Genomic DNA, 24,372 nt, shown 5'->3' on the forward strand with positions numbered 1-24,372 from the left:
TGCAAGCATCCTTTGCTACACACTGTAACAAACCGTTACGGGATTGTACGGCAATTCATTGAAACTGCAATGTGGGCCACTCGCCCATTTCGTTCGATTTTACAAATATTTTATAGTTGTGACACAAACTCGTGCACCGGCATCACCTCAAGCCGCCCTAGACTAGCACAACTGTCCATAATGGCGTCGCATTGCTGGGCAGGAAAGCGCGTCTGAAGATTGGCGCGGAATTTCTTCACCAGCAGCGGCATACCCTCCTCTCGCCGGCGCCGGTGCCCTATCGGGTATTCCACTGCAATCTTGTCGGTACTGGAGCCATCCTTGAAGAAAACCTGTATCGCATTGGCGATTGATCGTTTATCGGCCTCGAGGTATTCGCGGGTATATCGTTCATCCTCGATGACCTGCATTTTTTCTCTCAGGCGGTCGATTTCTGGATGGGCCTGGTGAAAGCTGTCTTCGTAATGCTCAGCTGTCAGGCTGCCAAAGATCAGTGGCACCGCCGTCATGTACTGCAGGCAGTGATCCCGGTCTGCGGGGTTGGCGAGCTTGCCCTGCTTGGAAATGATGCGAATAGCCGACTCGTGGGTAGTGATCTCTACGCGATCAATGTCGTCCAGTCGGCCCCTCACTTGCGGGTGCAGTGATACCGCTGCCTCGGCGGCGGTCTGGGCATGAAACTCTGCCGGGAAGGAGATCTTGAACAAGATGTTTTCCATCACGTAGGAGCCGAAAGGCTGTGGTAATGCGAAGCTACGTGATGATTCAGGTTTCAGGGCCTGATCTCGATTGGTCTTGCTGAAGAGGACGTCGTAGAAGCCCCATTGTGGCGCCGTCAGCACCCCGGGAATGCCCATCTCCCCTCGCATGGCAATATCTGCCAGGCGAACACCCCGCGAGGTGGCATCGCCTGCCGCCCAGGATTTACGGGAACTGGCGTTGGGCGCGTGGCGATAGGTGCGCAGGGCCTGGCCATCGACCCAGGCATGAGACAGCGCGGAGAGCATCTGTTCCCGGTTGGCGCCCATCAGTTTGGCACTGACGGCGGTCGACGCCACCTTCACCAACACAACATGATCCAGCCCGACCCGGTTAAACGAGTTCTCAAGGGCAAGTACACCCTGAATTTCATGGGCCAGAATCATGGCCTCAAGAACGGCCTTCATGGCCAATGGCGCGTGGCCATCGGCAACGCGCTTCTGCGAGAGGTGATCGGCAACCGCAAGAATGGCGCCAAGATTATCGGAGGGGTGGCCCCATTCGGCCGCCAGCCAGGTATCGTTGTAATCCAGCCAGCGGACGATACAGCCAATGTCCCAGGCGGCTTTCACCGGGTCCAGGCGGTATGGAGTGCCAGGCACCCGGGCGCCGTGGGGAACGATCGTGCCTTCCACCAGCGGGCCCAGGTGTTTGGTGCATTCCGGAAAACGCAACGCCAGCAAACCGCAGCCCAGGGTGTCCATCAGGCAATAACGGGCCGTTTCCCAGGCTTCTTCGCTTTCTATGCGGTAATCAAGGGCATAGTCGGCGATTTGTTGCAGTACGTCGTCGTAGTCCGGGCGTTCGTTGAGATCGTAAGTGGCAGACATATTACGGCCCTCCTCTCCTGTCCCAACTATAGGAGCCATCAGAAGCTGTCGCCAGGTACCCTCACCCAACCTTCCATGATAATCCGCGCACTGCGGCTCATGATCGCCTTGGTGGCAGTCCACTGACCATTTACTTCCTTCGCTTCCGCCCCCACCCGAAGGGTTCCAGACGGATGCCCGAAAGTCACATGGGTACGGTCTCCGCCGCCAGCTGCCAGATTAACCAGCGTACCGGGAATAGCAGAGGCCGTTGCAATAGCCACCGCAGCGGTACCCATCATGGCGTGGTGCAGCTTGCCCATGGACAGCGCCCGAACCAGTACATCGATATCGGCCGCATTGATCTGTTTACCGCTGGAAGACACGTAATCCGAAGGTTTGGCCACAAACGCCACTTTCGGGGTGTGCTGGCGACTGGCAGCTTCCGCGATATCCGAGATCAGTCCCATTTTCACCGCGCCATGGGCGCGAATGGTTTCGAACATGGCCAGCGCCTTGGGGTCGCTGTTGATGTCGTTCTGCAGCTCGGTGCCCTTGTAGCCAATATCTTCGGCATTGATGAAAATGGTCGGGATACCGGCATTGATCATGGTGGCGTTCAGGGTGCCGACACCCGGCACTTCCAGCTCATCCACCAGGTTACCCGTGGGGAACATGGCCCCTTCACCATCGGCAGGGTCCATAAACTCGATCTGCACTTCCGCCGCCGGGAAGGTTACGCCATCCAGTTCAAAATCACCGGTTTCCTGTACTTCACCGTTGGTGATGGGCACGTGGGCCACGATGGTTTTGCGGATGTTGGCCTGCCAGATACGAACGGTGCAGATGCCGTTTTCGGGAATGCGCTCTTTGGCCACAAAGCCGCCGTTAATGGCGAATGCGCCTACGGCGGCGGTGAGATTGCCGCAGTTACCGCTCCAGTCGACAAAGGGTTTGTCGATGGACACCTGACCGAACAGATAATCGACGTCGTGATCCGGTTGCGTGGGCGCTGCCAGGATTACCGATTTACTGGTGCTGGAGGTGGCATTGCCCAGGCCATCGATCTGCTTTTCGTAGGGATCGGGGCTACCAATTACGCGCAGCAAAAGCTTGTCTCGCGCTTCACCGGGTACCTGGCAGACTTCGGGCAGATCTTGCAGGCGGAAGAAGACGCCTTTACTGGTACCGCCACGCATGTAGGTGGCAGGAATACGAACTTGGGGAGCAAAACTCATTGAGCGAGCCTCACTTGAATGAATGTTTCAGGCGGGAGCCAGGAACAACTCCCGCCTGACCTTGCCATGGCGATCAGGCGGCGCTTTCAGACGCCAGGAAATCCTGGGCAAAGCGCTGCAGTACGCCACCGGCAGAGTACACGGTGACCTCTTCCGCGGTATCCAGACGACAGATCACCGGCACCCGGTCCACTTCACCACTCTTGCGGTGAATGACCAGTTCCAGCTTGGCGCCGGGGGCGGGCTTGCCTTCCACGTCGTAGGTCTCGGTACCATCCAGCTGAAGCGTGTGGCGCGTGGTGCCTTCTTCGAACTGCAGCGGCATCACACCCATACCGATCAGGTTGGTGCGGTGAATCCGCTCGAAGCCTTCGGCGACGATGGTCTCTACACCTGCAAGGGCAACACCCTTGGCCGCCCAGTCACGGGAAGAACCCTGCCCGTAGTCTGCACCGGCAATGATGATCAGCGGCTGCTTGCGTTCCATATAGGTTTCAATGGCTTCCCACATACGCATGGTTTTGCCTTCCGGCTCCACGCGGGCCAGGGAACCCTGCACCACTTCCCCGTTTTCGTCCCGGACCATTTCGTTGAACAGTTTCGGGTTGGCCAGGGTCGCTCGCTGGGCAGTCAGGTGGTCACCACGGTGGGTGGCGTAGGAGTTGAAGTCTTCCTCCGGCAGGCCCATCTTGTGCAGGTACTCACCGGCAGCCGAGTCCATCATGATGGCGTTGGATGGCGACAGGTGGTCTGTGGTGATGTTGTCCGGCAGGATCGCCAGCGGGCGCATACCCTTGAGCGCGCGCTCGGCGGCCATGGTGCCTTCCCAGTATGGCGGCCGACGGATGTAGGTGGACTGCGGGCGCCACTCGTACAACGGGCTCTTGGCCTGCTCGGCTTCATCCAGGTTGAACATCGGGATGTACACCTGCTTGAACTGCTCCGGCTTCACGTATTCGCCGACAATGCGGTCGATTTCTTCATCAGACGGCCACAGGTCTTTCAGGGTGACGGGGTTGCCATCCTTGTCGTAGCCCAGGGCGTCCTGTTCGATATCGAACCGAACGGTACCGGCGATGGCATAGGCGACGACCAGCGGAGGTGACGCCAGGAAGGCCTGTTTCGCGTACGGATGAATCCGGCCATCGAAGTTCCGGTTACCGGAGAGAACGGCGGTGGAATACAGGTCCCGATCAATGATCTCCTGCTGGATTTTCGGGTCCAGGGCGCCAGACATGCCGTTACAGGTGGTGCAGGCATAGGCCACGATACCGAAACCCAGTTTCTCCAGTTCTGGTAACAAACCGGCTTCTTCCAGATACAGGCGGGCCACTTTGGAACCCGGTGCGAAGGAAGATTTCACCCAGGGTTTGCGCACCAGCCCCAGTTCGTTGGCTTTCTTGGCCAGCAGGCCAGCCGCCACCACGTTGCGGGGGTTGGAAGTGTTGGTGCAGGAGGTAATGGCAGCGATGATGACCGCGCCATCCGGCATCAGGCCCTTTTTCTCCTCTTCCAGTGCCTTGTCCAGATTCACGGCAATGCCGCGATCGTGCAGATCGGACGTGGCGACACGGCGGTGCGGGTTGGACGGGCCGGCCACGTTACGGACCACGGTAGACAGATCAAACTCCAGCACGCGCTCGTACTGAGCCCCGGTCATCTCGCTGGCCCACAGGCCGGTTTCTTTGGCGTACTTCTCAACCAGGTCTACCTGCTCTGGCTCACGGCCGGTCAGCTTCAGGTAGTCAACGGTCTGCTCGTCGATGTAGAACATCGCGGCCGTAGCGCCGTATTCCGGGGTCATGTTGGAAATGGTGGCGCGGTCGCCAATGGTCAGACTGGACGCACCTTCGCCGAAGAATTCCAGGTAGGCGCCGACCACGCGCTCCTTACGCAGGAACTCGGTAATCGCCAGAACAATATCGGTGGCGGTAATGCCAGGCTGGCGCTTGCCAGTCAGCTTCACACCCACGATATCGGGCAGACGCATCATGGACGGACGCCCCAGCATCACAGTTTCCGCTTCCAGACCGCCCACGCCTACGGCGATAACACCCAACGCATCAATGTGAGGCGTATGGCTGTCGGTGCCCACGCAGGTATCCGGGAAGGCAATCGGGTGACCGTCTTCGTCCGGGCGGTTCTGGATCACCGGCGACATCTTCTCCAGATTGATCTGGTGCATGATGCCGTTACCGGCCGGAATCACGTCCACATTCTTGAATGCGGTGCGGGTCCAGTTGATGAAGTGAAAACGATCTTCGTTACGGCGGTCTTCGATGGCGCGGTTCTTCTCGAAGGCATCCGGGTCAAAACCCGGGGCTTCAACGGCCAGGGAATGGTCAACAATCAGCTGGGTCTGAACCACCGGGTTGACCTTGGAGGGATCACCCCCCTTCTCGGCGATGGCATCACGCAGGCCGGCCAGGTCCACCAGGGCGGTCTGGCCCAGGATGTCATGGCACACCACCCGCGCCGGGTACCAGGGGAAATCCAGGTCGCGGCGACGCTCAATCAGCTGCTTGAGGGAATCCGTCAGAGACTCCGCATCGCAACGGCGCACCAGCTGCTCCGCCAGAATCTTGGAGGTATAAGGCAGCTTGGCATAGGCGCCCGGCTGGATGTCTTCTACCGCCTGGCGCGTATCGTAGTATTTCAGTTCCGTGCCCGGCAGGGCTTTACGGTATTGGGTATTCATAGTCTCTCTCAGCTCCGCTTGTCGATGGGCAACCAGTCCTGATGTTCAGGGCCTGTGTACTCAGCGCTCGGGCGGATAATTCGGTTGTTGGCGCGTTGCTCTTTCACGTGGGCGGTCCAGCCGGATACCCGGGACATCACGAAGATGGGCGTGAACAACTCGGTCGGAATGCCCATGAAGTGATAGGCCGAGGCGTGGAAGAAGTCGGCGTTACAGAACAGCTTCTTCTCGCGCCACATGACTTCTTCACAGCGAACGGAAACCGGGTACAGCACGGTATCGCCCACTTCCTTGGCCAGCTTTTCAGACCACTTTTTGATAATGGCATTGCGCGGGTCGGATTCGCTGTAGATGGCGTGTCCGAAGCCCATGATTTTTTCTTTGCGTTCCAGCATGCCCATCAGGCCGGCTTCGGCCTCTTCCGGGGTCTTGAACTTCTGAATCAGTTCCATCGCCGCTTCGTTGGCGCCGCCGTGCAGCGGGCCGCGCAGGGAGCCGATAGCACCGGTCACGCAGCTGTGGATGTCAGACAACGTGGAGGCGCATACACGTGCCGTGAAGGTGGAGGCGTTGAACTCGTGCTCCGCGTACAGAATCAGGGAGACGTTCATCACCCGCTCATGCAGCTCGCTGGGCTTCTTGCCATGCAGGAGCTCCAGGAACACGCCACCAATGGAATCGCATTCGGTATTGGCGGTATCAATGCGAATGCCTTCGTGGGCAAAGCGGTACCAGTAGGTGATGATGGCCGGGAACACCGCCAGCATGCGGTCGATCTTGTCGTCCTGCTCGCTGAAATCCTGTTCGGTTTCCAGGTTACCGAGCATGGAGCAACCGGTACGCATCACATCCATCGGATGCGCGTCCTTAGGGATCTGCTCCAGCACCAGCTTCAGCGCTTCCGGTAGGTTACGCAGGCTCTTGAGCTTGGTTTTGTAGGCATCCAGCTCGGCCTGGTTCGGCAGTTTGCCTCGCAGCAGAAGGTAAGCCACTTCTTCGAACTGGGCGTTATCCGCCAGATCGGTAATATCGTATCCGCGGTAGGTCAGGCCGGTACCGGTTTTGCCAACGGTGCACAGGGCGGTTTCACCAGCTACCTGGCCACGCAGGCCAGCGCCACCGAGTTTCTTTGCTTCAGCCATGTTGGTCTCCCAGATTTTCTGTTTATATTTTGTTCAGTTTAACGCAATCAGTCTTTTTTCTGAGCGAACAGCTGGTCCAGCTTCTGCTCGAAATCGTGGTAGTTGAGGAAATCGTACAGCTCCATACGGGTCTGCATCAGGTCAACCACGTCTTTCTGGTCACCTTTTTCCAGAATATTCTGGTATACCGTCAACGCTGCCTTGTTCATGGCACGGAAGGCGCTCAGCGGGTACAGCACCATCGCCGCGCCGGCATCCGCCAGTTCTTTCCGGTTGTACAGCGGCGTGGCGCCAAATTCGGTGATGTTGGCCAGAATCGGCGCATCGATCGCCTCGGCAAAGGCTTTGTAGTCACTCAGTTCGTGCACGGCTTCCGCAAAAATGCCATCGGCACCGGCTTCGATACAGGCCTTGGCACGATCGATGGCCGCGTCCAGACCTTCTTTCTGGAACGCATCGGTACGGGCCATGATGAAGAAGTCTTTGTCTTCACGAGCGTCGGCTGCGGCTTTAATACGGTCTACCATTTCCTCTTTGGAAACGATTTCCTTGTTCGGGCGGTGGCCGCAGCGCTTCTGGGCGACCTGGTCTTCAATGTGTACGGCAGCGGCGCCGGCACGCTCCATCTCCCGAATGGTACGGGCAATGTTAAACGCCCCGCCCCAGCCAGTATCGATATCGACCAGCAGCGGAACATCAACCGCGGCGGTAATCCGGCGCACATCTTCCACCACGTCATTCATGGTGGTCATGCCCAGGTCCGGCAAACCATAGGAGGCGTTCGCTACACCACCACCAGACAGATAAATGGCCTGGTGCCCTACCCGCTCGGCCATCATGGCCGCGTAGGCGTTGATGGTACCAACAATCTGCAGTGGCTGGTTTTCTTTCAGGGCTTTACGAAAACGGGCGCCCGGGGAGAGTTTGTTAGCCATGGGTTTTTCCTCTCTTATCAGATGGTGAGAACGCCTTCTTCGATTTTCTTCTCGATGTTCTGGCGTGCGGCATTAATGTGTCGTTTCATCAGGAATTCGGCGAGTTCGCCATCGCGCTGGGCAATGGCCTCGACGATACGGCGGTGTTCACCCAGCGCCAGATGGGGGCGCCCGGCCGAGGTGCTTAACCGGTAACGGTACATCCGCACCATGTAGTAAAGATCACCCAGAAGCATCTGGGCCAGCTTGGTATTGCGACTGCCGGTGGCAATCCGGTGGTGGAAGTCGTAGTCACCCTCGGCCTGGTAGTAGGCCTGGCCCTGGGCTTCCTCAATCATTTTTTCATGACTATCGAGCGTGGCCAGGAGATCACGGATTTCTTCATCGGGCATGCGTTCGGCCGCCTGACGGGCTGCCAGCCCCTCCATGACTTCACGAATTCGGTACAACTCAAGAAGCTCTGCGGCACTAACGGACACCACCTTCACACCAGCGTGAGGGCGCCTGACCAGTAATCCACGGGATTCAAGGCGGCCCAACGCTTCACGCAGCGGGCCTCGGGTAAGGTTAAAGCGGGAACAGAGCTCGACTTCGCCGATCTTTTCGCCCGGCGCCAGATCACCCTTCACAATCGCCGTTTGCAGACAATCAAAGGCCTCATCGGCGCGGGTTTGGGTTTGCAACTGTGCCTGAATCATGCTTTGTTAACAATCCAGAGGTTATTTAGCGTGAAACTACGCCTGACTTCTCTGATTGTCAACAATTGTGAGTTAGGCTTAAGTATGATTGTTTACAGATCCTGCAAACCTTGCGCGTGCAGCACGAGATTGCGAACGCGTTGCCCCCAGAATGAGTCCGAAGGCGCACTCCAGGCTCGCCGATGCAGGGCTGTCAGTGCCTGCGGGTCTTCCAGCAAAAGCGAAAGCCGGCCCTTTTCGATTCCCCGGTAGCCTCGGCTGACGCAGGCATCGAGCTCTCCCTCAATGACTTCTTTCTTCAGGCCCTTGGCGCCACGCCCGGCAAGGTGGCGGTGCAGCCGATTGACCGCAGGGATCAGTACCGCCTGCTCAACCGGCGTGAGAGCAACCTCACTCTCTGCTTCCTCTCGAAAGCCCCTTGCATCATCAAGCAACGGCATACGGGTTCGCTCCTCAGGTGTTAACAATAAGCCCCTGCAACTCAGGGACTCACCGCTGCTTGACCGGCTCAGCCAAACCGTTGTTGGCGCTGCCAGTGCCAGAGGGACAGACACGGGTAATGACCATAAAAAGAACATCGGGTCCAGGGTCCAGGCAAAGGCCGACCAGGCGCTACCGATGATAAGTCCGGGCAGATGTCGCATAGCAGCCTCTCGCCAACCGGTCTCCTCGGTACGATTCTGGCCTGCCCAACTCAGCCGAACGTTTAACAGGGCCGAAACGACGGAATGACTGTGGGCAAGCATCCGGATGGGGGCAAGCAACACTGAGACGACGATTTCGAGCAACACGCTGGACAACAACCTGAAAAAGCCGCCAAATCCACTCAGAGCCCGATGGACGACGACGTCAACAATGGCCAGAAACTTCGGCAAAAACAATAGCGCCATGGTGCTGACGACCAGGGTGATGGCCCATGTCGGCCGCCATTCTGGCCATAAAGGAAAGGGGCTCTCACGCCCGTCCGGAAAATAATCGATAGGCGCGATGGTCAGTTGCACAGCAGCAATCGTTGTCAGGACCAGGAACAACAACCACAACGGGGACGACGCGTACGCCATGATGCCATTCAAAAAAGCAAAACGATGTGCCAGGCGCAATCGAGGCGAGAATAGCATCAGCGCTGCGTGCTGCAGATTCCCTTTCGACCAGCGCTGATCTCGGGCAAGTTCGTCATCAAGCGTGGGCGGAGATTCTTCATAACTGGCCCCCAAAGCCGGTTCCAGCCAGACTTCATACCCTGCTCTCCCCAGAAACGCCGCCTCTACGAAATCATGGCTCATGATCGGCCCTTGCCAGATACCAGCGCCTTTGAGCTTTGGCAAACCACAATGCGCCATAAATGGAGCAACGCGTATCACAGCGTTGTGGCCCCAGAATGCAGCATCCCCCATCTGGATGGCAGCCAGGCCCGTGGCGAAAAGCGGCGAGTAAAGCCGATTGGCAAACTGTTGGATACGAGCAAACGCGGAGCGAGCGTTAATAATGGTAGGAGCAGTCTGAAGGATACCAACCTGCGGTTCCCGGTTCATCACCTGCACCATGGTCCGAATAGTGTCACCGGCGAGGAGGCTATCGGCATCCAGAACGACCATATACTGATACTGACTTCCCCAGCGCCTCAAGAAATCAGCCACGTTGCCGCTTTTGTAGTTGAGATTAACCCGACGCCGGCGATAGAAGAGCCGACCCTGAGCGCCGAGCTCTTCCACCAGTTTCAACCAGACCTGCTGTTCTTGCAGCCAGACATCAGGATCCTGACTGTCTGAGAGAATATAAAAATCAAAATCATCCAGGCGGCCTGATCGCGCCAGATCGAGGTAAATGGCTTTGAGCCCCTTCAGCGTCCAGCTTACCGGCTCGTGATACAACGGCATGACAATTGCGGTTTTCGACAGCGGCGTTGCCGCCAGCTCATTCTGAGTATGGCGCTTCAGTAACGATGCCCGATCTCCGCCCAGCAAGCGCAGCAGGAAACCGTATACCGCGATCCAGAAGCCAAAGGCAATCCAAAGGTAAAGTACCGCGAAAACAGCAACGATCAGCCACTCCACCACATTGCCGCCGTGATAAGGCAGCACCTGGAGCAGAAACCAGGATGCCAGCCCCGTCTGGCCAGCCACAAAAGCAGTCAGCACCAGGCGTCGGATCGTCGCCTGCAGGTGCCAGGGGCGGGACACAGTCGCTGACTCAGTCATCGGTGAAATACCCGATACTGCTGCGGCGAATCGGCGGTGCTACCGGCGGAAGACTTGGCTCATCCAACTCAAAGTAGTCAGGAATGCGGGCCAAAAGGTCCTCAAACCGAACGCTGTGTTCGTTTCCGGCAACGCCGTCCGCGAGTAAGGCCAGTGCGCCATTGAACGTTTTACGGTCGTTACTGGCGCCACTCAATTCAAGGTACACCAACAGCTTTCCCAGCAACTGGTAAGAGGTTTGCGCGTCCATACGATCCTCCAGGATCAGGGTTCTGCCCGCAGGCCTGTCCCCGGCGGCAGGGAGTAGCTCCACGTCTCCGTGGCGACCTCATCATCCACCATCAGAAAACCCCGCAGCTGAAGAATCTGATCCGGCGCGGGCTTGGCCAGGATCGACAATCGCCAATGATTCTCTGGCGCTACCCACTCCACAAAGTGTTCAAGCACCTCAACACCCTCGCCCCCGGTCACTTTGCTGACTACGGGAGACTCCGCGTTGAGCTCCGACAAGGGACCGCCGGCAAAATCCACCAGAATCCGATAGGCACCCGCCTGATCACCGCCGCCTATACGATCCCCTGCGCCGACGAAGGTGTTTACCACCTTGCCGCCGGGATGTGGCGCCACGCCGGGACCGCCGAACTGAATCGAGTAGTTCAGATCCCGCGACGTGCCTGCGGACACTTCACCTCCCGGACTCCAGAAAGCGACTATGTTGTCATTGGTTTCGTCGTCCGTAGGTATCTCCACCAGAACCACATTTCCTTTCCCCCAGTCCCCCTCGGCGCTCACCCAGGCGCTGGGCCTGCGCTCATATCGGGCCTCCAGATCTTCGTAGTGACGAAACTCCCGATCACGCTGAATCAGACCAAAGCCGCCAACACGACGGACACTGTGGAAACTTGCGGCAAGTCGATCCGGGTTCATCAGCGGGCGCCATAGCCATTCGCCGGTTGCATCATCATGGATTAACAATCCGTCCGAATCGTGCACCTGGGGGCGCCACTCACCAAGCGGCCTGGGAGTATGTTCCCCGTAATAGAACATCGAAGTGAGTGGTGCGAGCCCCAGCAACTCGATGTCTTCCCGCATAAACAGGCGGGCTTTCACATCTACCCGGGTCTGCTCCCCGGGGTAGACCGTGAACTCATAGGCCCCGGTCAGGCTTGGACCATCCAACAATGCGTAGACACGAACATGGTCGCTGTCGGGAGCGGGGCGCTCCAACCAGAACTCCGTGAAATCAGGAAACTCCTCACCGGTCGGCAAACCCGTGTCTACAGCGATACCCCGCGCAGATAGCCCGAAAGAGGTTTCCTTACTGACGCCGCGAAAATAGCTTGCGCCCGCGAACACCAGGAACTGATTGGCTACGTCGGGACCATCAAAAGGGAACGTCAACTTGAGTCCGGCATAGCCTAGATCGGCCGGCACCCGTTTTCTGAGCGCCTCGTCGTCGACATTGAACAGACTCTTATCGAACGACAGCGGATGGATGCCCTCGCTGTCCACTACGTGGATGCTTACTGGACGGGTGTAAAATTTACCAGCGGGAATGAGCATTACCTGGAAACGGGAATCCCCTTCTCGCCAGAGGCTTTTTGAAGGATCAAAGCGGATAGACTGGTATTCGTCGTAGCTCAGGCCTGCCATGAAGTCGGGAATTCCAGGGACCGGCTCGTACGCCGCACTCGCCTTCGATTTCGCTTTTTCCACAACATCCTGAAACTGGAACGCCTGGGCATAAAGGGGAGCAAACAAGAACAATCCCAGAACCACCAGACCTACTTTCCCTGCGTGCATCGTTTCCTTCCTCGGTTCACGGTTTGTCCATTCAATGTAGCACCGCGCCCGAGGGCTGCTACAAGTGACAAGTTCGTAAGCGAATCGAAATCAAATGAAACGACGTGAGGCAGAGTTGCTTCAGATCTGCAAGCTCATGGTAAAGCGGACATCCGGTTGATCAGGTACGGCTATGGCATCTGTGGTTGTGTTCAGCACCCGCCCCAGGCTGACATCGGCGCTGAACTGCCGCGCAGATAGCCCCCATGAGAGCTCTCCCGACGTCACATGCCCCGCCTGATGCTGCTGAAATGACTCATCGGGAATCCAGCCGCGCAGAACAGAAAGGCGGACACTGGACGACAGCCTGGGAAAGAACGGAATATCGAATTCCGGGCTACGGCTACCCAGGCGCAGCCACCCACCTTCGGCTACGCTAAGTGACTGGCCGTTGAAACCCGCCACCAGCCCCGATCCGGCAACCCTCAGGTGCTGAGAACCCGGAATATCGGCAGACGCCAACTGGTATTCCCCGTCCAGCCCCCATTGCCAGGCCAGTAACTCTCGGTCAAGCGATGCACTGAGAACCATGCGCCCAAACTGCTCTTCACGCCGCCCCTGTTCCGAATCGGTCGCACGCTCTATCTCGGCCTCAATACCCGTGACCGCGCGCAGTCCGCTGCTCAGGTCAAAACCACCGTACAGATTGTGATGTCCGTTAGCCTCAAACCCCACAGTCGATAACTGGTAACTGGAACGATGCACTTCATCCGTTCTTCGGGTCCAGTACTGGTTTACGGAAGAGTATCCGGCACGGCCGAGGAACTGATAGCCGAACGTAGAGAACAGGGCCCGCCTGCCGGTGATAGTGAGATCCCGGGTGCGTCCTTCTTTCTGAAAACGGGAACCGTCTGCCCTGGACACCTCTTCATAAGCGGTATTCCGGAGTTCAATATCCAGATGGTTACGCCCTACCGGAAGGCCATAACTGAAGCCGAGTACTCGGCGCTCATTGCCCACCCGATAGGTCTTGGCGTCACTGTAGCGGACGCCGGCACGATGATTCGCCCAGAAAAGACCATTCAGGCCCACGTTCAGCGCCCCATCCCGATGATCGGTGTCCCGGTTGGTGCGCCCGGAAAACTTCATTTTGGAGCGCAGCCAATGTTCACGGGTCAGCTTCAGACTGTTCTCGGGAAGCAACGCCTGCCGGCTGGTTTCCGGGGTATCACCATCAAGCGCCGTCTCTGAACCGTAGGCTGGCAGACACCAGCTCGCTGTCGCGCACAAAAACAGTGCAGACAATGAGAAGTGACGAACAGGCAGTTTGAAGATCGATGGCGGCACTCTGGAAAACCCGAAGCAATGTCAATTTCATGTAAACCCATTAATTCGGTGCAACTTTAAAAGATAGGCCGCTCTCAGGCCACCATTATCATCATAAATTTACAAATTTAATGTTACTTAAAATCATGTAGTTAAAAGGGGGAGTGAAACAATTTTCTAGGCATTTCAGTCACCCCGGACAGATCGGAACCAGTCGACAGAATTACCAGAAATCAACACTCGGAAATGAAACCCTCCAACTCGGCATACAACTTGGTTACACTTGGCACGCTTTGTGGGTAAACAAAGCAGTAAACCACCTGATTAAGGACGAACAATCATGATCAAAAAGTGCCTCTTCCCGGTTGCCGGATACGGCACCCGTTTCCTTCCGGCCACCAAGGCCATGCCCAAGGAAATTCTGCCGATCGTTAACAAGCCACTGGTGCAGTACGGGGTGGAGGAAGCCGCAGATGCCGGCATTCATGAATTCGGCTTTGTCACCGGCCGCGGCAAACGCGCCATCGAAGATCATTTTGATATCAGTTACGAGCTCGAGCACCAGATTGCCGGTACCGGCAAGGAAGGCCTGCTTACCTCTATCCGGGATCTGATCAACAACAACTCTTTTGCCTTCACCCGTCAGAATGAAATGAAGGGACTGGGCCACGCCATCCTGACTGGCCGCAACCTGGTGGGCGACAACCCGTTCGCGGTTGTGCTCGCGGATGACTTCTGCGTGGGCCCGGAAGATGGTGACGGCGTTCTGACCCAGATGGTCAAACTGTATAACCAGTTCCGCTGCTCCATTGTGGCCATTGAAGAAGTACCGGAAGACGAAACCCACAAGTACGGTGTGATTGCGGGTGAATCCATGAAGGATGGCCTTTACCGTATTACCGACATGGTGGAGAAACCAGCACCGGAAGACGCGCCCAGCAACCTGGCGATTATCGGGCGCTACATCCTGACCCCGGACATTTTCGACATTATCGAGCGTACACCGCCGGGTAAGAATGGTGAGGTTCAGATTACCGATGCCCTGCTGGAGCAGGCGAAGAATGGTTGCGTGCTGGCCTACCAGTTTAAAGGTCAGCGTTTTGACTGCGGCAGCATCGACGGTTTCGTGGAGGCCACCAACTTCGTGTACGAGAACATCTACAAGAAGGGAAAATAGAGGCGACCCGGGCCCTTTAGCGCCCCAATAGCTGCAACACCATGCGCCGGTTATCTGCACTTGCCTTGCGGAACCGGCGCAACAGCTCGATTTCGTCATCACTGAGCTGGATTCGATTGATCTCCTGCTCAAGCTCTTTCAGCGCCACTGACAGATCATCACTGTTGCTGAACGCCAGCCCCGGCAGTTCCAGTTGCCCATCCTCACCGTCATCGTCCATATCCAGCAGACGTTCCAGAGGTGTTTCGGTTTTCAGGCAAAAATCCAGCAATTCACTAACCCCGGGGTACCCTCTCTGGCGTGCGTCCGTCGCCTCCCAGCTGCGGACACGGGCCTCGTCCACGCCACACATTTCGGCCACATCCCCCAGGGACAACTGGCCCTGCTCCCGAATACGACGCAGACGACGGTTAAAAGATTGCAGGTACCGCATGGCTCCGTGCCCCTGAAAAGTTGGCCGAAAAAGTGAATCAAACCGGAAATGTATCGTACATATAGCTTTGGACACAATCTGCCTATACTGAAACGAACAACGAACGAGCAGGTACCACATGGCAAATGACGCACTGGACACCGATAACGCCTGGGATCTGGTACTCAGCGCGATCAACCGGAGCAATATCACCCTGCCCGTGCCCGGTTCTGATCAACCCGCGGTGAAGATCAACGGCAAAAGCTGGGAACTCGTTCAGCCGGCATCCGAACAGGCGAGGAACCTGCTATCGTTGTTCCTGCCCTTGTGCCAGCCCGTCACCAATAACAGCCGGGTGATCGGCCAGCTTGGCCAGAGCCTGGATGGACGGATCGCCACGGTCACCGGCTGCTCCCGGTTTATCAACGGTGACGACGGCATCACCCACCTGCACCGAATCCGCGCCCTGTGTGACGCCGTGGTGGTCGGTGCCGGAACGGCCAGCACCGACAATCCGCGCCTGACCGTGCGCCGAACCTCTGGCCGCAACCCGGTGCGCGTCGTGATCGACCGCCGGCAGCGGGTGCCTGCCAGCCACCACCTGTTCACCGACGGCGATGCTCCTACCCTGCACCTGATTGCCGGCGATTATCAGCCAGGCCCCAAAACGCTGGATCCGACCGGGGTTACAACAGTGCCTTGCCTGGGCTCCGCAGAAAACGAAACCCCTGCTTCTCCCGAACGTATCCTGCAGGTGTTACAGGATTTTGGACTTCGCAAGATTTTTATCGAGGGCGGAGGCGTTACCGTCTCGTCTTTCCTGAAGGCGGGATTACTGGACCGCTTACATGTGATGGTTGCCCCCATGATCATCGGCAGCGGCCGGCCAGCGTTCTCCCTGCCGGAGATTGACCAGCTGGATGAAGCGCTTCGCCCCAAAGCCCAGCTGGTTAACCTTGGTAGCGACATGCTCTTTGATCTGGCGTTCGACACCGCCAAACCCTGATTACCGGCGGACAAGCAGCGCCAGCGCGCCCGGCAAGCTCACCAGAAACACCGCAGCACCATAGCCAACACTCAGCGCCACGCCCTGCTCTGCGGGCAACCCCACCAATGGCCATAGAATGGCCGCTACACCTTCTCTGACGCCCCAGCCGGACACCGTTACCGGCATAACCATGGCCAAAAGCAGCAGCGGGCACAGGGCCACGACCAACAGCCAGGGTGTGCCGTCGGCAAACAAGTCCATGCCCGTGGCCATTAACATGAACACCGCCATATAGGTCAGGAAAACCAGAACCGAGGTACCAACCTGCACCAGGGCATTCCGACAACCCAGAAAAGCCCGACGCACATCCCCGCTTAATCGTCGGACATAACGCCTGAACCGGGCCCCGAACCCCGTCATAGAGACCAGCAAAACCCCGAGCACGGCCAACGCGGGCAGAATCAGCCAATAGCCCAGGTTCAGGGATACGCCTGCGTCACCGACCTGGCTATTTAACTGCCCGGTCCACCAAAGCCCGGACACCGCAATCAGTACAACCGGTACCAGCACCAACTGGCCTGACAGGCGCTCCAGCACAACCGCATGGACAATCGCTAATTGCTGCAAACGCTTCGCCGAACGGCTGTGGCGCCAGGCTCGATTTACGTCCCCCATCACGCCCCCGGGAAGCACCTGATTCAGAAACCCGGCCAGGTAATACTCCCGAAAGGCAAAGCCAAAGCCCATGACTACACCGAGCCGGTTCGCGGTATACCGCCAGCGCCAGGCCGACAGTGCGATCTGAATCAGCGAGACCACCAATACCGCAAGGACGATCGTTGGCGGAACCATCGCCAGCCTCTGGGCTAGCCTATCGATGTCGACGAAAACAAAAACAATCCCCAGGAGCAGCAAGGTGACGCACCAGCGAAACACCCCTCGCCCAAAGCCGGGGACCGGCCTCTCCGGGTTCAGACCTGCTTCGGCCATGCCAGCAGATCCGTATGGCTCACGGTAATGACGAGGGCGCCGGTATCCAGCTGTTGCCGACGGGTTTCGAGCCAGGATTGGATATCGTTCTCCTGTTCCGGCTGCTGTTCTGTGGCAGCCTCCGCCCAGCCCTCAAGCAACATTGCGGCGAGGCTGGCCTGCTCACCCGTCAATACCCAGGGACTATCTGCCGTTTGGATGTGATAGCCCTTGTTAGACATCAGACGGCTCAAACAGGCCGTGGCGTCCGGGCCGAGCGCAGCGCCACTGCCCTTCTCCCGATGTTGATGGGCATTGACCAGAGCGCGCAGTTCGTCATCGAAGGGATGTGCAGGTTCCAGGGTAAAATAGCCGCTGTAAGTGATGACGACCAACAATGCCGCCTGACGTTTGGCCACCGCTGCAGACAAGGCGCTCAACCAGGGTTCGGAAACCAGGTCGACCAAGGCCGAAGACGTCACCAGGTCGGCGTCTGCGGGCAACGCCGTACTGAGGTTATCTTTCGTCAAGACCATTGTTTCCAGCACAGCCGGTGCATCCAGCTTTTCAACCCGCTGAAGGGCGATCCCGGCCAGGGTTTGGTCCGGCTCAACCAGAGTCCAACGCTGGGGTACCGGTAGTTTCGGGCTAAGGTAGACGGGATTGGAGCCCCGACCGGTACCGAGATCCACAAGGTGAAGGGGCGCCCCCGGTTTACTACCCGACGCCCGACAGTCATATCGTTCGGTAAGCCATTCGGCGAGTCGGGCCGTCAGCCCATCATCACGGGCCTGGTGATCGGCGGGCTCCCTTGCTTCCAGCCAATCCGCGGCAAATTGAACCGGATTACGCGGCCTGCCCTTTTCCAGCCCGGCAAGGAAATCTTGCGCGGTTTCAGACCAGCGACGGATCTCGCACCGGGACTGCATGGCGCCGGCGACCAGTGCTTCAACGTCATCCGGTTCGGCAATCAGCCGGGTCAATCTGGTGGCCAGAGCCGCTACATTGCCCGCTTCATACAACTCAACCCCTGGTTTGGCGCCAGTCAAAGCCAGCGCGCCACCGTCGGAACTCAACACCGGCAGACCGGCTGCGAGGGCCTCATCGATTACCATGCCATAGCCCTCGTAAAGCGAGGGAAACACAAACAGATCGGCTTGCTGATAAGCCTTCAGCACATCTGCTTCTCCCAACTCGCCAGCAAACTCAACGCGGCTTTCCAGCCCGGATTCACGGACCAGGGCACGAACCCCCGAGGCATAATCCGTGGCTCGCCCGGCACTGCCAACCAGCCTCAAGCGCCAGTCCAGATGTGTGAGTTGAGCAAGCGCCTGAATCAACTGATGCTGCGCTTTTCGTGGCGACAGATGACCGACACACAACAGGTGAATCGCCCTGGTGGCATCACGCCGGCCAATCCGGGGCGACTGCTGAAAAAATGCGTCGTCGACAGCGGGCAAGGCGGTGGTCACCCGCGCCGGCGTCACTCCGAATGCCTGCAGCCGTTCCGCCGTGTAATAGCTGGTGGTGAATACGGCGCCAACACAGGCCAATGCCGTCGTTTCCGAGTGCTTGAACCAGGCTTGCTCCTGCTCACTCAGGCCGTTCTCATCCGCCAGCGGGTGATGCACCAGCGCAATCAGGTTCAACCGGCTCTGGTGTCGCTGTAAAACCTCAGGCAGGCCGCCCATCGCCAGGCCATCCAGCACGACCCGGGTTCCGTCTGGCAAACCCGCAAGGAACCGATCCAGCGACTGCCTGGCAAAGTCATCCGGTTTGGGAAACGCTCCCTCCAGCCCGGCCAGCTTTACCGGAATGCCCGCCTTGACCAACGCCTCGACCAGGCGCCGAACATAACGGTAACCGCCGGTGTTCTGGCCGGGGTCTCCCGGCACCACGAACCAGAGTTCAGATGCCGGCATGGTAGCTGGCCCACGCGATGTGCGACTCGCTGAGGGTCACTTTCAAGCTGACCACGCCTTTACCGTCCTCACCCAGACGCCCGGCGTGAATGGCCGCTGCCATGCGGTCGAACACAACCTTGGCCATGAACTCTGTGGTGGTGTTTCGTCCCGCAAACTGGGGAATATCATCCAGGTTCTTCATGTTGAATTCCGACAACACGTCCTTGAGCAACGCCGAAGCCTGCCCGATGTCGACAATCAGGTCGTTGTTGTCGAGTACGTGGCGCTCGAAAGTAACATCCACCACATAGGTTGCCCCGTGAACGCCCTGGGCAGGCCCGAAAATCTCACCGTTAAAGCTGTGGGCGATCATCATGTGATCACGAACGGTCAGGCTGAACATAGTCTCTCCCTGGTAAGTAAACGATTCGGTGGCAAAGCGCATCGGCGCCCGGCATCAGGATATCTCTGGCGACTTGCGGAAGCTGGTCAAAGCTCGACTCTCCACTGATCAGCGCATCCAGAACCGGCTCTGACAGCAGGGAAAGCGCCAGCTCCATGCGGCGGCGATGGTTCCAGCGCGGCCTCCGCTCCGGCGATAGCTGCCCCACCTGGCTTGATTTCAGAGTCAGCCGGTTCGGGTGAAACGCGTGGCCCAGCGGCACGGAAACAGGCGTGTCGCCATACCAGCTCAGTTCAACCACACGGGCATCCGGCCCCGCCAGCGCCAGGGCTTTGGCCAACCCAGAGGGGTGCCCTGAGGCATGAAATACCAGGTCACAGTTCTGGATGTCCGGCTCGGTAGTGAAACGTACTCCAAGGGCTTGAGCCACCGATCTTCGCCCTTCATTGGTATCAACTCCGATCAATTCCACGCCGGGAATGCGATTGACCAGCCAGGCCACCAACAAGCCCACCACGCCAAGACCAATCACCGCAATCCGGTCACCAACCGCAGGCTGCCCGTCCCAGACGCCGTTGATGGCGGTCTCCATGTTGGCCGCCAGCACTGCTCGCTCGGCTGGAACCTTGGCTGGCAAAGGCAGAACCGCGGATGCGGGCACCGCGTATCGCTGCTGGTGAGGATAGAGGCAGAATACGTTCTGCCCCAGCAGGGCTTCCGGCCCGTCCACAACCTCTCCTACACTGGCATAGCCGTATTTCACCGGAAACGGAAATTCGCCTTCCTGAAACGGTGCCCGCATTCTCTGGTATTCGTTTTCAGGAACCTGGTTGTTGTAGACGAGGGATTCCGTCCCCCGGCTGATGCCGGAATAGCGGGAACGAACGATCACATACGGTGTTTCAGAAGCGGGAAATGTCGGCTCGGGCACTGGCCCTAACCTGGCCTCCTGATACCCGGTAATCCAAAAGGCAGTGTTGTTCTCAACGTCCATGAATAGTCCATTTGATGAATGGCCGCGTACGCAAAAGCAGTCTCTCCAAACTATAGTCATAGAATGGGAGCTTGCTAACGCCACTCACAGGCTATACGGACGCAATGGCGTATGGATTCCACCAGCACCTCAATGAAAGGAAGTTTCAGCCCCATCAGTGATCTGATCCTGGGAATGCTGGGCCTGGCTGGCGTTTCGTTTTTTCTGGCCAAAGCCTTTGATCTGCCAACCGGCTTCTGGTTAATCACCTTTGCGTTCTATCTCGGGCAAAGTGTCCTTGTCCTCCGGCACTGGCGTTGGAGAGCCGACTTCGGCTGGGCCAACCGCGCCACGCTGCTGCGCTCGGTTTTGGTGCTGGCACTGGTTGGCTGGGCTCCGTTCCTCGGTGACCACTCCTCTTCAGCAGCCTCACCCGCGCTCTGGAGTTATGCGGTTATCAGCCTGATCGCTCTGTTGTTGGACGGTGTCGACGGCAAAATCGCCCGGGCAACAGGAAGCCATAGCGCCTTCGGTGCCCGTTTCGATATGGAGCTGGACGCGCTCTTTATCCTCGGGCTGTGCGTTGCCACACTGGCTCTGGAGAAAGCCGGTAGCTGGGTACTTGCCCTGGGCCTGATGCGCTATCTGTTCATATTGGCCAGTTGGCCGCTGCCCTGGCTGAATAACCCGCTGCCAGACAGCTTCCGACGGAAGACCATCTGTGTCTGGCAGGTGGTCACACTGATGGTCGCCGTTGTGCCCATTACCCCTGCATTGTTCGCCAGCCTGACGCTCGGGCTCGCTCTGGCGTTGCTTGCCTGGTCCTTTTATCTGGACGTGCGCTGGCTCTACCAAAGGAGACAAAATCATGAAACTGTCATTTCCTGAAGCTCTGACAACCTCAATCCTGCTGGCCACCGCTACCAGTGTGTCTGCAGAGCCGGCTAAGTTCGAAGTGGACGAAGAGCACTTTTCCATGAGCTTCGAAATCATGCATATCGGTTATGCCCCGGTGATGGGCATGTTCCGGGATATTGAAGGCCAGTTTGAATACAACGAAGAAACCGGAGAACTGAATTCCGGGAAGCTGGTTTTCAAAGCCAGCAGTGTCTTTACCAACCACGATAAACGGGACGACCACCTCCGCAAGCCCGATTTTCTGGACGCCAGCAAATACCCGGAGATTACCTTTGTGGTGAGTGACTTTAAAAAAACCGGTGACAATACTGGCGTAGTGACCGGCGACCTGACCTTGCTGGGGCAGACCCGACCGGTCGATGTGAATGTCACCCTGAACAAGGCCGCGGAGTATCCCATCGGCCATGAAGACTACACCCTGGGCATAAGCGCGGAGGCTGTCATCAACCGCAGCGATTGGGGCATGACCTACGGCCTGGAAAACGGGCTGGTGGGAGACGAAGTGCGGTTGCGCTTCGGCTTTGAGGCCATCAAAGACAGTGGCTGGTTCTGACTTTGAGAACCGCCTCTCAAAACGACACAAAACCTCCGCAATTTCGGCCTAAATTTTTGCCGTTTAGAACAATCCGACCCTATGGTTAAAAGTTAACCCAACCATCAACAACAATAACGGGGTCTGACAATGCCGTACCGGGCATTAAGCCTAACCCTGGCCATCACCGCCGGTGTGGCCGGCACCGTGTGGCTGCTCTCTGCCGAGAACGAGGGCAGCTTCCGGGGCCCGCTGCAAGACACCAACTCTTCCGCGCCCCAAATGGTTGCTAACCAGGATACCGTAGCTCCGGCCACACCTGCCGGGCCTGTTCCCGAGCCACCCTCTGAAAATGCGCTGGGCTTCATGCTGGCAAGTGTTGCAGAGGAATACCAACAGACTATTCGGTACCCGGATTATTCGGTGCCGCTGACCAAAGCTCAGGCAGAGGCTTACCAGGGCAACCGCTACCACCCGGTCGTGCTCCCGCTCGAGGGTGATGGCCGCTTTGTGGTGACGCTGGACAAATTCCGCTTCAGCCAGGGTGAGCCGATTCTGGTGGTGGCGTCCCTGAATGGTCGTCAGGTGTTCGGCCAGTCTCTGTCCGCCACCCCGGGCGACCGGACCGATTACGCCTTCGGCCCCGAGGAAGGCTATGAATTTTCACCGCCGGATCTGGACGGCCTCCGAGACCAGCCGGCGATGAATCCCGAATCAGAACAACGTGCTGCCCTGCTGCGGCAACTGGCGGACAAGTTCTGATAACACCACAACAATAAATCGGAAAGAAACGGAGCAACCAATGACAATGAAAAGAAGAGGATGCTTGACGAAAACCGCCCTTGCGACTGCGCTGGCTGGCGGCCTGTTTGCCACTGGCGCAAGTGCGCAGTTGGCCGGCCACAATGTGATCCTGGTTCACGGCTTCATGATGGATGATCTGTCCAACCCACCGGCCAACTTCCAGGAAGTCCAGCAGGCCGGCGAAGATAACTGGCGGGAATACTGGCTGAACCGGGCCGAAGCCCGTATCGACTGGGCCTGCAACCGCTGAAAATCCTGGCAGTACTGGACATGGCCGGTGCCGGTGGTAGCACGGAACTGGCCAACCTGGCCGTCAGCCCCAACAGCATCAGCCTGGCCGGTAAAGTCAGCGGACAGAACGGCCCGTCCGGGTTGTATTACAACCACTACCCGGTGCTGATGAGCGAGGGCGCCAACCATGGCGACGTGATCAATACCCAGACCGGCAACACCGCTGTCCCCGTGGTGAACAACACCACCCTGAACGGCCTGCGTGTGGACTTCGCCAGCCGCACCTACAATCAGCGTGCGTGGTGGCAGTTCTGGGGCTCTGGCGATCAGTACATTGAAGTGCCGAACTCCAGCCAGACCAGTCTGTCCAATCTTGTCTACACCACACTCAACAACTGATCGATCGTTGTTGCAAAGGCTCAGGGATGAGCCACTCCCTCGGTTTTCGCTGCTATCTTTTTTAGTTCGCAAACTATAGATTGAGCCCTCTGATTTCTATTGATGCCGGTTCAATCATGTCTGACGCCCACAAATCTGATCTTTACCTGGTACTCGTTACCCTGCTGGCGGCGATTGGCTGGATGCTGTCTAAAGAGGCGGTTTTAATGATGCCGCCCCTGATGTTCATGGCGGCTCGCTTTCTGATTGCCGGCGCCTTTCTCGCCCTGCTGGCCTTACCCTCACTGTTAAGGCTTACCCGGGACCAGATACTCCGAAGCCTGGGCGTGGGCTTTGTGTTCGGCATTGCCATGACCTGCTGGATCATGGGGCTGTATCACACCGACAGCATGGGCGAGGGCGCGTTTCTGACCAGCCTGGGCGTGGTGATTGTCCCGATCATTGCCCGCACAGTATTTGGCGAACAGCAGCCTTTGAGCACCTGGCTGGCGATACCGATTGCGGTGGCCGGTCTGGCGCTTTTGTCCCTGGAAAACGGCTTCAGGCCAGACCCGGGGCAGCTCTATTTCGTTCTGGCGGCAACCATCTTTGCCCTGTACTTCACGCTCAATACGCGCGCCGCCAACCAACGCATCGTGGTCGACAAGCAAGGCAAATCGGTGGAGAAAAAGAAAGTACCGGCACTGCCGCTGACGGCCATTGCCCTGCTTACCGTTGGGACCGTGACCTTGGCGGAGTCCGCCATCAGCGAGCGTTGGACTCACACACTGACCAACCCCGAACCCATGCTCTATATCTGGGTACTGGCCAGTGCCTTGATTGCCACAGCGGGACGTTTCCTGTTGCAGACCTATGCCCAGAGCCTGTCGGTTAACAGCCACGGTGTAGTGATACTGGTACTGGAACCGGTGTGGGTTGCTGTCTTCGCGGTTGCCTGGTTCGGCGAGACCATGACCCTGCTGCAAATAGCCGGCTGCGCGCTGATTTTTGCCGCGCTTCTGGTCAATCGCTGGAACGCCCTCAGCCGCGCCATCAAGGGCCTGATGAAAGCGAAAAATCCCCCGCAAAGAGGTTGAC

Annotated in this window: 23 protein-coding genes; 8 read left to right on the forward strand and 15 right to left on the reverse strand. The window is 58.0% G+C overall.

Annotated elements, in window-relative coordinates; translation table 11 throughout:
* Positions 1-110: 110 nt before the first annotated feature.
* From prpD to ACSSVV_RS01220, 10 genes are all read right to left on the reverse strand, one after another.
* The gene (gene prpD / locus ACSSVV_RS01175; protein ID WP_454105417.1) at positions 111-1,589 is read right to left on the reverse strand and encodes a 2-methylcitrate dehydratase; all 1,479 of its coding nucleotides are present in this window, start codon (positions 1,587-1,589) and stop codon (positions 111-113) included.
* 38 nt (positions 1,590-1,627) lie between these two features.
* The gene (gene prpF / locus ACSSVV_RS01180; RefSeq protein ID WP_113880188.1) at positions 1,628-2,806 is read right to left on the reverse strand and encodes a 2-methylaconitate cis-trans isomerase PrpF; all 1,179 of its coding nucleotides are present in this window, start codon (positions 2,804-2,806) and stop codon (positions 1,628-1,630) included.
* A gap of 73 nt (positions 2,807-2,879) precedes the next feature.
* Positions 2,880-5,504, reverse strand: a complete 2,625-nt coding sequence (gene acnD, locus ACSSVV_RS01185; RefSeq protein WP_023010043.1) for a Fe/S-dependent 2-methylisocitrate dehydratase AcnD — start codon at positions 5,502-5,504, stop codon at positions 2,880-2,882.
* Between the two features lie 8 nt (positions 5,505-5,512).
* Positions 5,513-6,646 carry a bifunctional 2-methylcitrate synthase/citrate synthase gene (gene prpC, locus ACSSVV_RS01190; protein ID WP_014421292.1) on the reverse strand — a complete coding sequence of 378 codons (1,134 nt, stop codon included), beginning with the start codon at positions 6,644-6,646 and terminating at the stop codon, positions 5,513-5,515.
* A 47-nt stretch (positions 6,647-6,693) separates the two neighbouring features.
* Entirely contained in the window at positions 6,694-7,581 is an 888-nt protein-coding gene (gene prpB, locus ACSSVV_RS01195) for a methylisocitrate lyase (RefSeq protein WP_011785149.1), read from the reverse strand.
* A 17-nt stretch (positions 7,582-7,598) separates the two neighbouring features.
* Entirely contained in the window at positions 7,599-8,279 is a 681-nt protein-coding gene (locus ACSSVV_RS01200) for a GntR family transcriptional regulator (protein WP_022991114.1), read from the reverse strand.
* A 92-nt stretch (positions 8,280-8,371) separates the two neighbouring features.
* Positions 8,372-10,477 carry a glucans biosynthesis glucosyltransferase MdoH gene (gene mdoH / locus ACSSVV_RS01205; protein WP_454105418.1) on the reverse strand — a complete coding sequence of 702 codons (2,106 nt, stop codon included), beginning with the start codon at positions 10,475-10,477 and terminating at the stop codon, positions 8,372-8,374.
* Positions 10,470-10,727, reverse strand: coding sequence for a hypothetical protein (locus ACSSVV_RS01210; RefSeq protein WP_022991112.1), 258 nt, complete (start codon positions 10,725-10,727; stop codon positions 10,470-10,472). The genes mdoH and ACSSVV_RS01210 overlap by 8 nt, the downstream gene beginning before the upstream one ends.
* Before the next feature lie 14 nt (positions 10,728-10,741).
* Positions 10,742-12,280 carry a glucan biosynthesis protein G gene (locus ACSSVV_RS01215; protein WP_454105419.1) on the reverse strand — a complete coding sequence of 513 codons (1,539 nt, stop codon included), beginning with the start codon at positions 12,278-12,280 and terminating at the stop codon, positions 10,742-10,744.
* A gap of 120 nt (positions 12,281-12,400) precedes the next feature.
* Positions 12,401-13,606, reverse strand: coding sequence for a ShlB/FhaC/HecB family hemolysin secretion/activation protein (locus tag ACSSVV_RS01220; protein ID WP_454105421.1), 1,206 nt, complete (start codon positions 13,604-13,606; stop codon positions 12,401-12,403).
* 319 nt (positions 13,607-13,925) lie between these two features.
* Between ACSSVV_RS01220 and galU the strand changes: the two genes are divergently transcribed.
* Positions 13,926-14,762, forward strand: a complete 837-nt coding sequence (gene galU, locus ACSSVV_RS01225) for a UTP--glucose-1-phosphate uridylyltransferase GalU (protein WP_011785155.1) — start codon at positions 13,926-13,928, stop codon at positions 14,760-14,762.
* 16 nt (positions 14,763-14,778) lie between these two features.
* On the opposite strand, the gene ACSSVV_RS01230 is transcribed toward galU, so the two are convergent.
* On the reverse strand, positions 14,779-15,195 hold the full coding sequence (locus ACSSVV_RS01230) for a helix-turn-helix domain-containing protein (RefSeq protein WP_023010035.1): 417 nt from the start codon (positions 15,193-15,195) through the stop codon (positions 14,779-14,781).
* Positions 15,196-15,313: 118 nt separating this feature from the next.
* Here ACSSVV_RS01230 and ACSSVV_RS01235 point away from each other — a divergent pair, with 118 nt between their 5' ends.
* Positions 15,314-16,180, forward strand: coding sequence for a RibD family protein (locus ACSSVV_RS01235; protein WP_023010034.1), 867 nt, complete (start codon positions 15,314-15,316; stop codon positions 16,178-16,180).
* Here the strand turns inward: ACSSVV_RS01235 and ACSSVV_RS01240 are convergent, their stop codons facing one another.
* The 4 genes from ACSSVV_RS01240 to ACSSVV_RS01255 are packed head-to-tail and all read right to left on the reverse strand — an operon-like array spanning position 16,181 to position 20,432.
* Positions 16,181-17,152 carry a lysylphosphatidylglycerol synthase transmembrane domain-containing protein gene (locus ACSSVV_RS01240; RefSeq protein ID WP_023010033.1) on the reverse strand — a complete coding sequence of 324 codons (972 nt, stop codon included), beginning with the start codon at positions 17,150-17,152 and terminating at the stop codon, positions 16,181-16,183.
* On the reverse strand, positions 17,134-19,053 hold the full coding sequence (locus ACSSVV_RS01245) for a glycosyltransferase family 4 protein (protein ID WP_454105422.1): 1,920 nt from the start codon (positions 19,051-19,053) through the stop codon (positions 17,134-17,136). Before ACSSVV_RS01245 ends, ACSSVV_RS01240 begins: the two co-directional genes overlap by 19 nt.
* Positions 19,040-19,438 (reverse strand): 6-pyruvoyl trahydropterin synthase family protein, encoded by a 399-nt coding sequence (locus ACSSVV_RS01250; RefSeq protein ID WP_023010031.1) that lies wholly within the window; start codon positions 19,436-19,438, stop codon positions 19,040-19,042. The genes ACSSVV_RS01245 and ACSSVV_RS01250 overlap by 14 nt, the downstream gene beginning before the upstream one ends.
* Complete coding sequence (locus ACSSVV_RS01255) at positions 19,416-20,432, reverse strand: zinc-dependent alcohol dehydrogenase (RefSeq protein ID WP_023010402.1); 1,017 nt, start codon at positions 20,430-20,432, stop codon at positions 19,416-19,418. Before ACSSVV_RS01255 ends, ACSSVV_RS01250 begins: the two co-directional genes overlap by 23 nt.
* Before the next feature lie 111 nt (positions 20,433-20,543).
* Here ACSSVV_RS01255 and ACSSVV_RS01260 point away from each other — a divergent pair, with 111 nt between their 5' ends.
* The 6 genes from ACSSVV_RS01260 (at position 20,544) to ACSSVV_RS01285 (ending at position 24,371) form a co-directional block, all read left to right on the forward strand.
* Complete coding sequence (locus tag ACSSVV_RS01260; protein ID WP_023010403.1) at positions 20,544-21,299, forward strand: CDP-alcohol phosphatidyltransferase family protein; 756 nt, start codon at positions 20,544-20,546, stop codon at positions 21,297-21,299.
* Positions 21,280-21,882 (forward strand): YceI family protein, encoded by a 603-nt coding sequence (locus ACSSVV_RS01265; protein WP_023010404.1) that lies wholly within the window; start codon positions 21,280-21,282, stop codon positions 21,880-21,882. Before ACSSVV_RS01260 ends, ACSSVV_RS01265 begins: the two co-directional genes overlap by 20 nt.
* A gap of 129 nt (positions 21,883-22,011) precedes the next feature.
* Positions 22,012-22,623, forward strand: a complete 612-nt coding sequence (locus tag ACSSVV_RS01270; RefSeq protein ID WP_454105424.1) for a hypothetical protein — start codon at positions 22,012-22,014, stop codon at positions 22,621-22,623.
* Positions 22,624-22,687: 64 nt separating this feature from the next.
* On the forward strand, positions 22,688-22,915 hold the full coding sequence (locus ACSSVV_RS01275; RefSeq protein ID WP_454105425.1) for a hypothetical protein: 228 nt from the start codon (positions 22,688-22,690) through the stop codon (positions 22,913-22,915).
* 20 nt (positions 22,916-22,935) lie between these two features.
* Positions 22,936-23,295 (forward strand): hypothetical protein, encoded by a 360-nt coding sequence (locus tag ACSSVV_RS01280; RefSeq protein WP_454105426.1) that lies wholly within the window; start codon positions 22,936-22,938, stop codon positions 23,293-23,295.
* Positions 23,296-23,411: 116 nt separating this feature from the next.
* Positions 23,412-24,371 carry a DMT family transporter gene (locus tag ACSSVV_RS01285; protein ID WP_454105427.1) on the forward strand — a complete coding sequence of 320 codons (960 nt, stop codon included), beginning with the start codon at positions 23,412-23,414 and terminating at the stop codon, positions 24,369-24,371.
* Position 24,372: the final 1 nt, after the last annotated feature.

The sequence above is a fragment of the Marinobacter sp. MBR-105 genome (assembly GCF_053628895.1).

Bases quoted from the DNA above. Each gene is read 5' to 3' on its own strand.
- prpD (WP_454105417.1), bottom strand. From the start codon at position 1,589: ATGTCTGCCACTTACGATCTCAACGAACGCCCGGACTACGACGACGTA.
- prpF (WP_113880188.1), bottom strand. From the start codon at position 2,806: ATGAGTTTTGCTCCCCAAGTTCGTATTCCTGCCACCTACATGCGTGGC.
- acnD (WP_023010043.1), bottom strand. From the start codon at position 5,504: ATGAATACCCAATACCGTAAAGCCCTGCCGGGCACGGAACTGAAATAC.
- prpC (WP_014421292.1), bottom strand. From the start codon at position 6,646: ATGGCTGAAGCAAAGAAACTCGGTGGCGCTGGCCTGCGTGGCCAGGTA.
- prpB (WP_011785149.1), bottom strand. From the start codon at position 7,581: ATGGCTAACAAACTCTCCCCGGGCGCCCGTTTTCGTAAAGCCCTGAAA.
- ACSSVV_RS01200 (WP_022991114.1), bottom strand. From the start codon at position 8,279: ATGATTCAGGCACAGTTGCAAACCCAAACCCGCGCCGATGAGGCCTTT.
- mdoH (WP_454105418.1), bottom strand. From the start codon at position 10,477: ATGACTGAGTCAGCGACTGTGTCCCGCCCCTGGCACCTGCAGGCGACG.
- ACSSVV_RS01210 (WP_022991112.1), bottom strand. From the start codon at position 10,727: ATGGACGCGCAAACCTCTTACCAGTTGCTGGGAAAGCTGTTGGTGTAC.
- ACSSVV_RS01215 (WP_454105419.1), bottom strand. From the start codon at position 12,280: ATGCACGCAGGGAAAGTAGGTCTGGTGGTTCTGGGATTGTTCTTGTTT.
- galU (WP_011785155.1), top strand. From the start codon at position 13,926: ATGATCAAAAAGTGCCTCTTCCCGGTTGCCGGATACGGCACCCGTTTC.
- ACSSVV_RS01230 (WP_023010035.1), bottom strand. From the start codon at position 15,195: ATGCGGTACCTGCAATCTTTTAACCGTCGTCTGCGTCGTATTCGGGAG.
- ACSSVV_RS01235 (WP_023010034.1), top strand. From the start codon at position 15,314: ATGGCAAATGACGCACTGGACACCGATAACGCCTGGGATCTGGTACTC.
- ACSSVV_RS01240 (WP_023010033.1), bottom strand. From the start codon at position 17,152: ATGGCCGAAGCAGGTCTGAACCCGGAGAGGCCGGTCCCCGGCTTTGGG.
- ACSSVV_RS01245 (WP_454105422.1), bottom strand. From the start codon at position 19,053: ATGCCGGCATCTGAACTCTGGTTCGTGGTGCCGGGAGACCCCGGCCAG.
- ACSSVV_RS01250 (WP_023010031.1), bottom strand. From the start codon at position 19,438: ATGTTCAGCCTGACCGTTCGTGATCACATGATGATCGCCCACAGCTTT.
- ACSSVV_RS01255 (WP_023010402.1), bottom strand. From the start codon at position 20,432: ATGGACGTTGAGAACAACACTGCCTTTTGGATTACCGGGTATCAGGAG.
- ACSSVV_RS01260 (WP_023010403.1), top strand. From the start codon at position 20,544: ATGGATTCCACCAGCACCTCAATGAAAGGAAGTTTCAGCCCCATCAGT.
- ACSSVV_RS01265 (WP_023010404.1), top strand. From the start codon at position 21,280: ATGAAACTGTCATTTCCTGAAGCTCTGACAACCTCAATCCTGCTGGCC.
- ACSSVV_RS01270 (WP_454105424.1), top strand. From the start codon at position 22,012: ATGCCGTACCGGGCATTAAGCCTAACCCTGGCCATCACCGCCGGTGTG.
- ACSSVV_RS01280 (WP_454105426.1), top strand. From the start codon at position 22,936: ATGGCCGGTGCCGGTGGTAGCACGGAACTGGCCAACCTGGCCGTCAGC.
- ACSSVV_RS01285 (WP_454105427.1), top strand. From the start codon at position 23,412: ATGTCTGACGCCCACAAATCTGATCTTTACCTGGTACTCGTTACCCTG.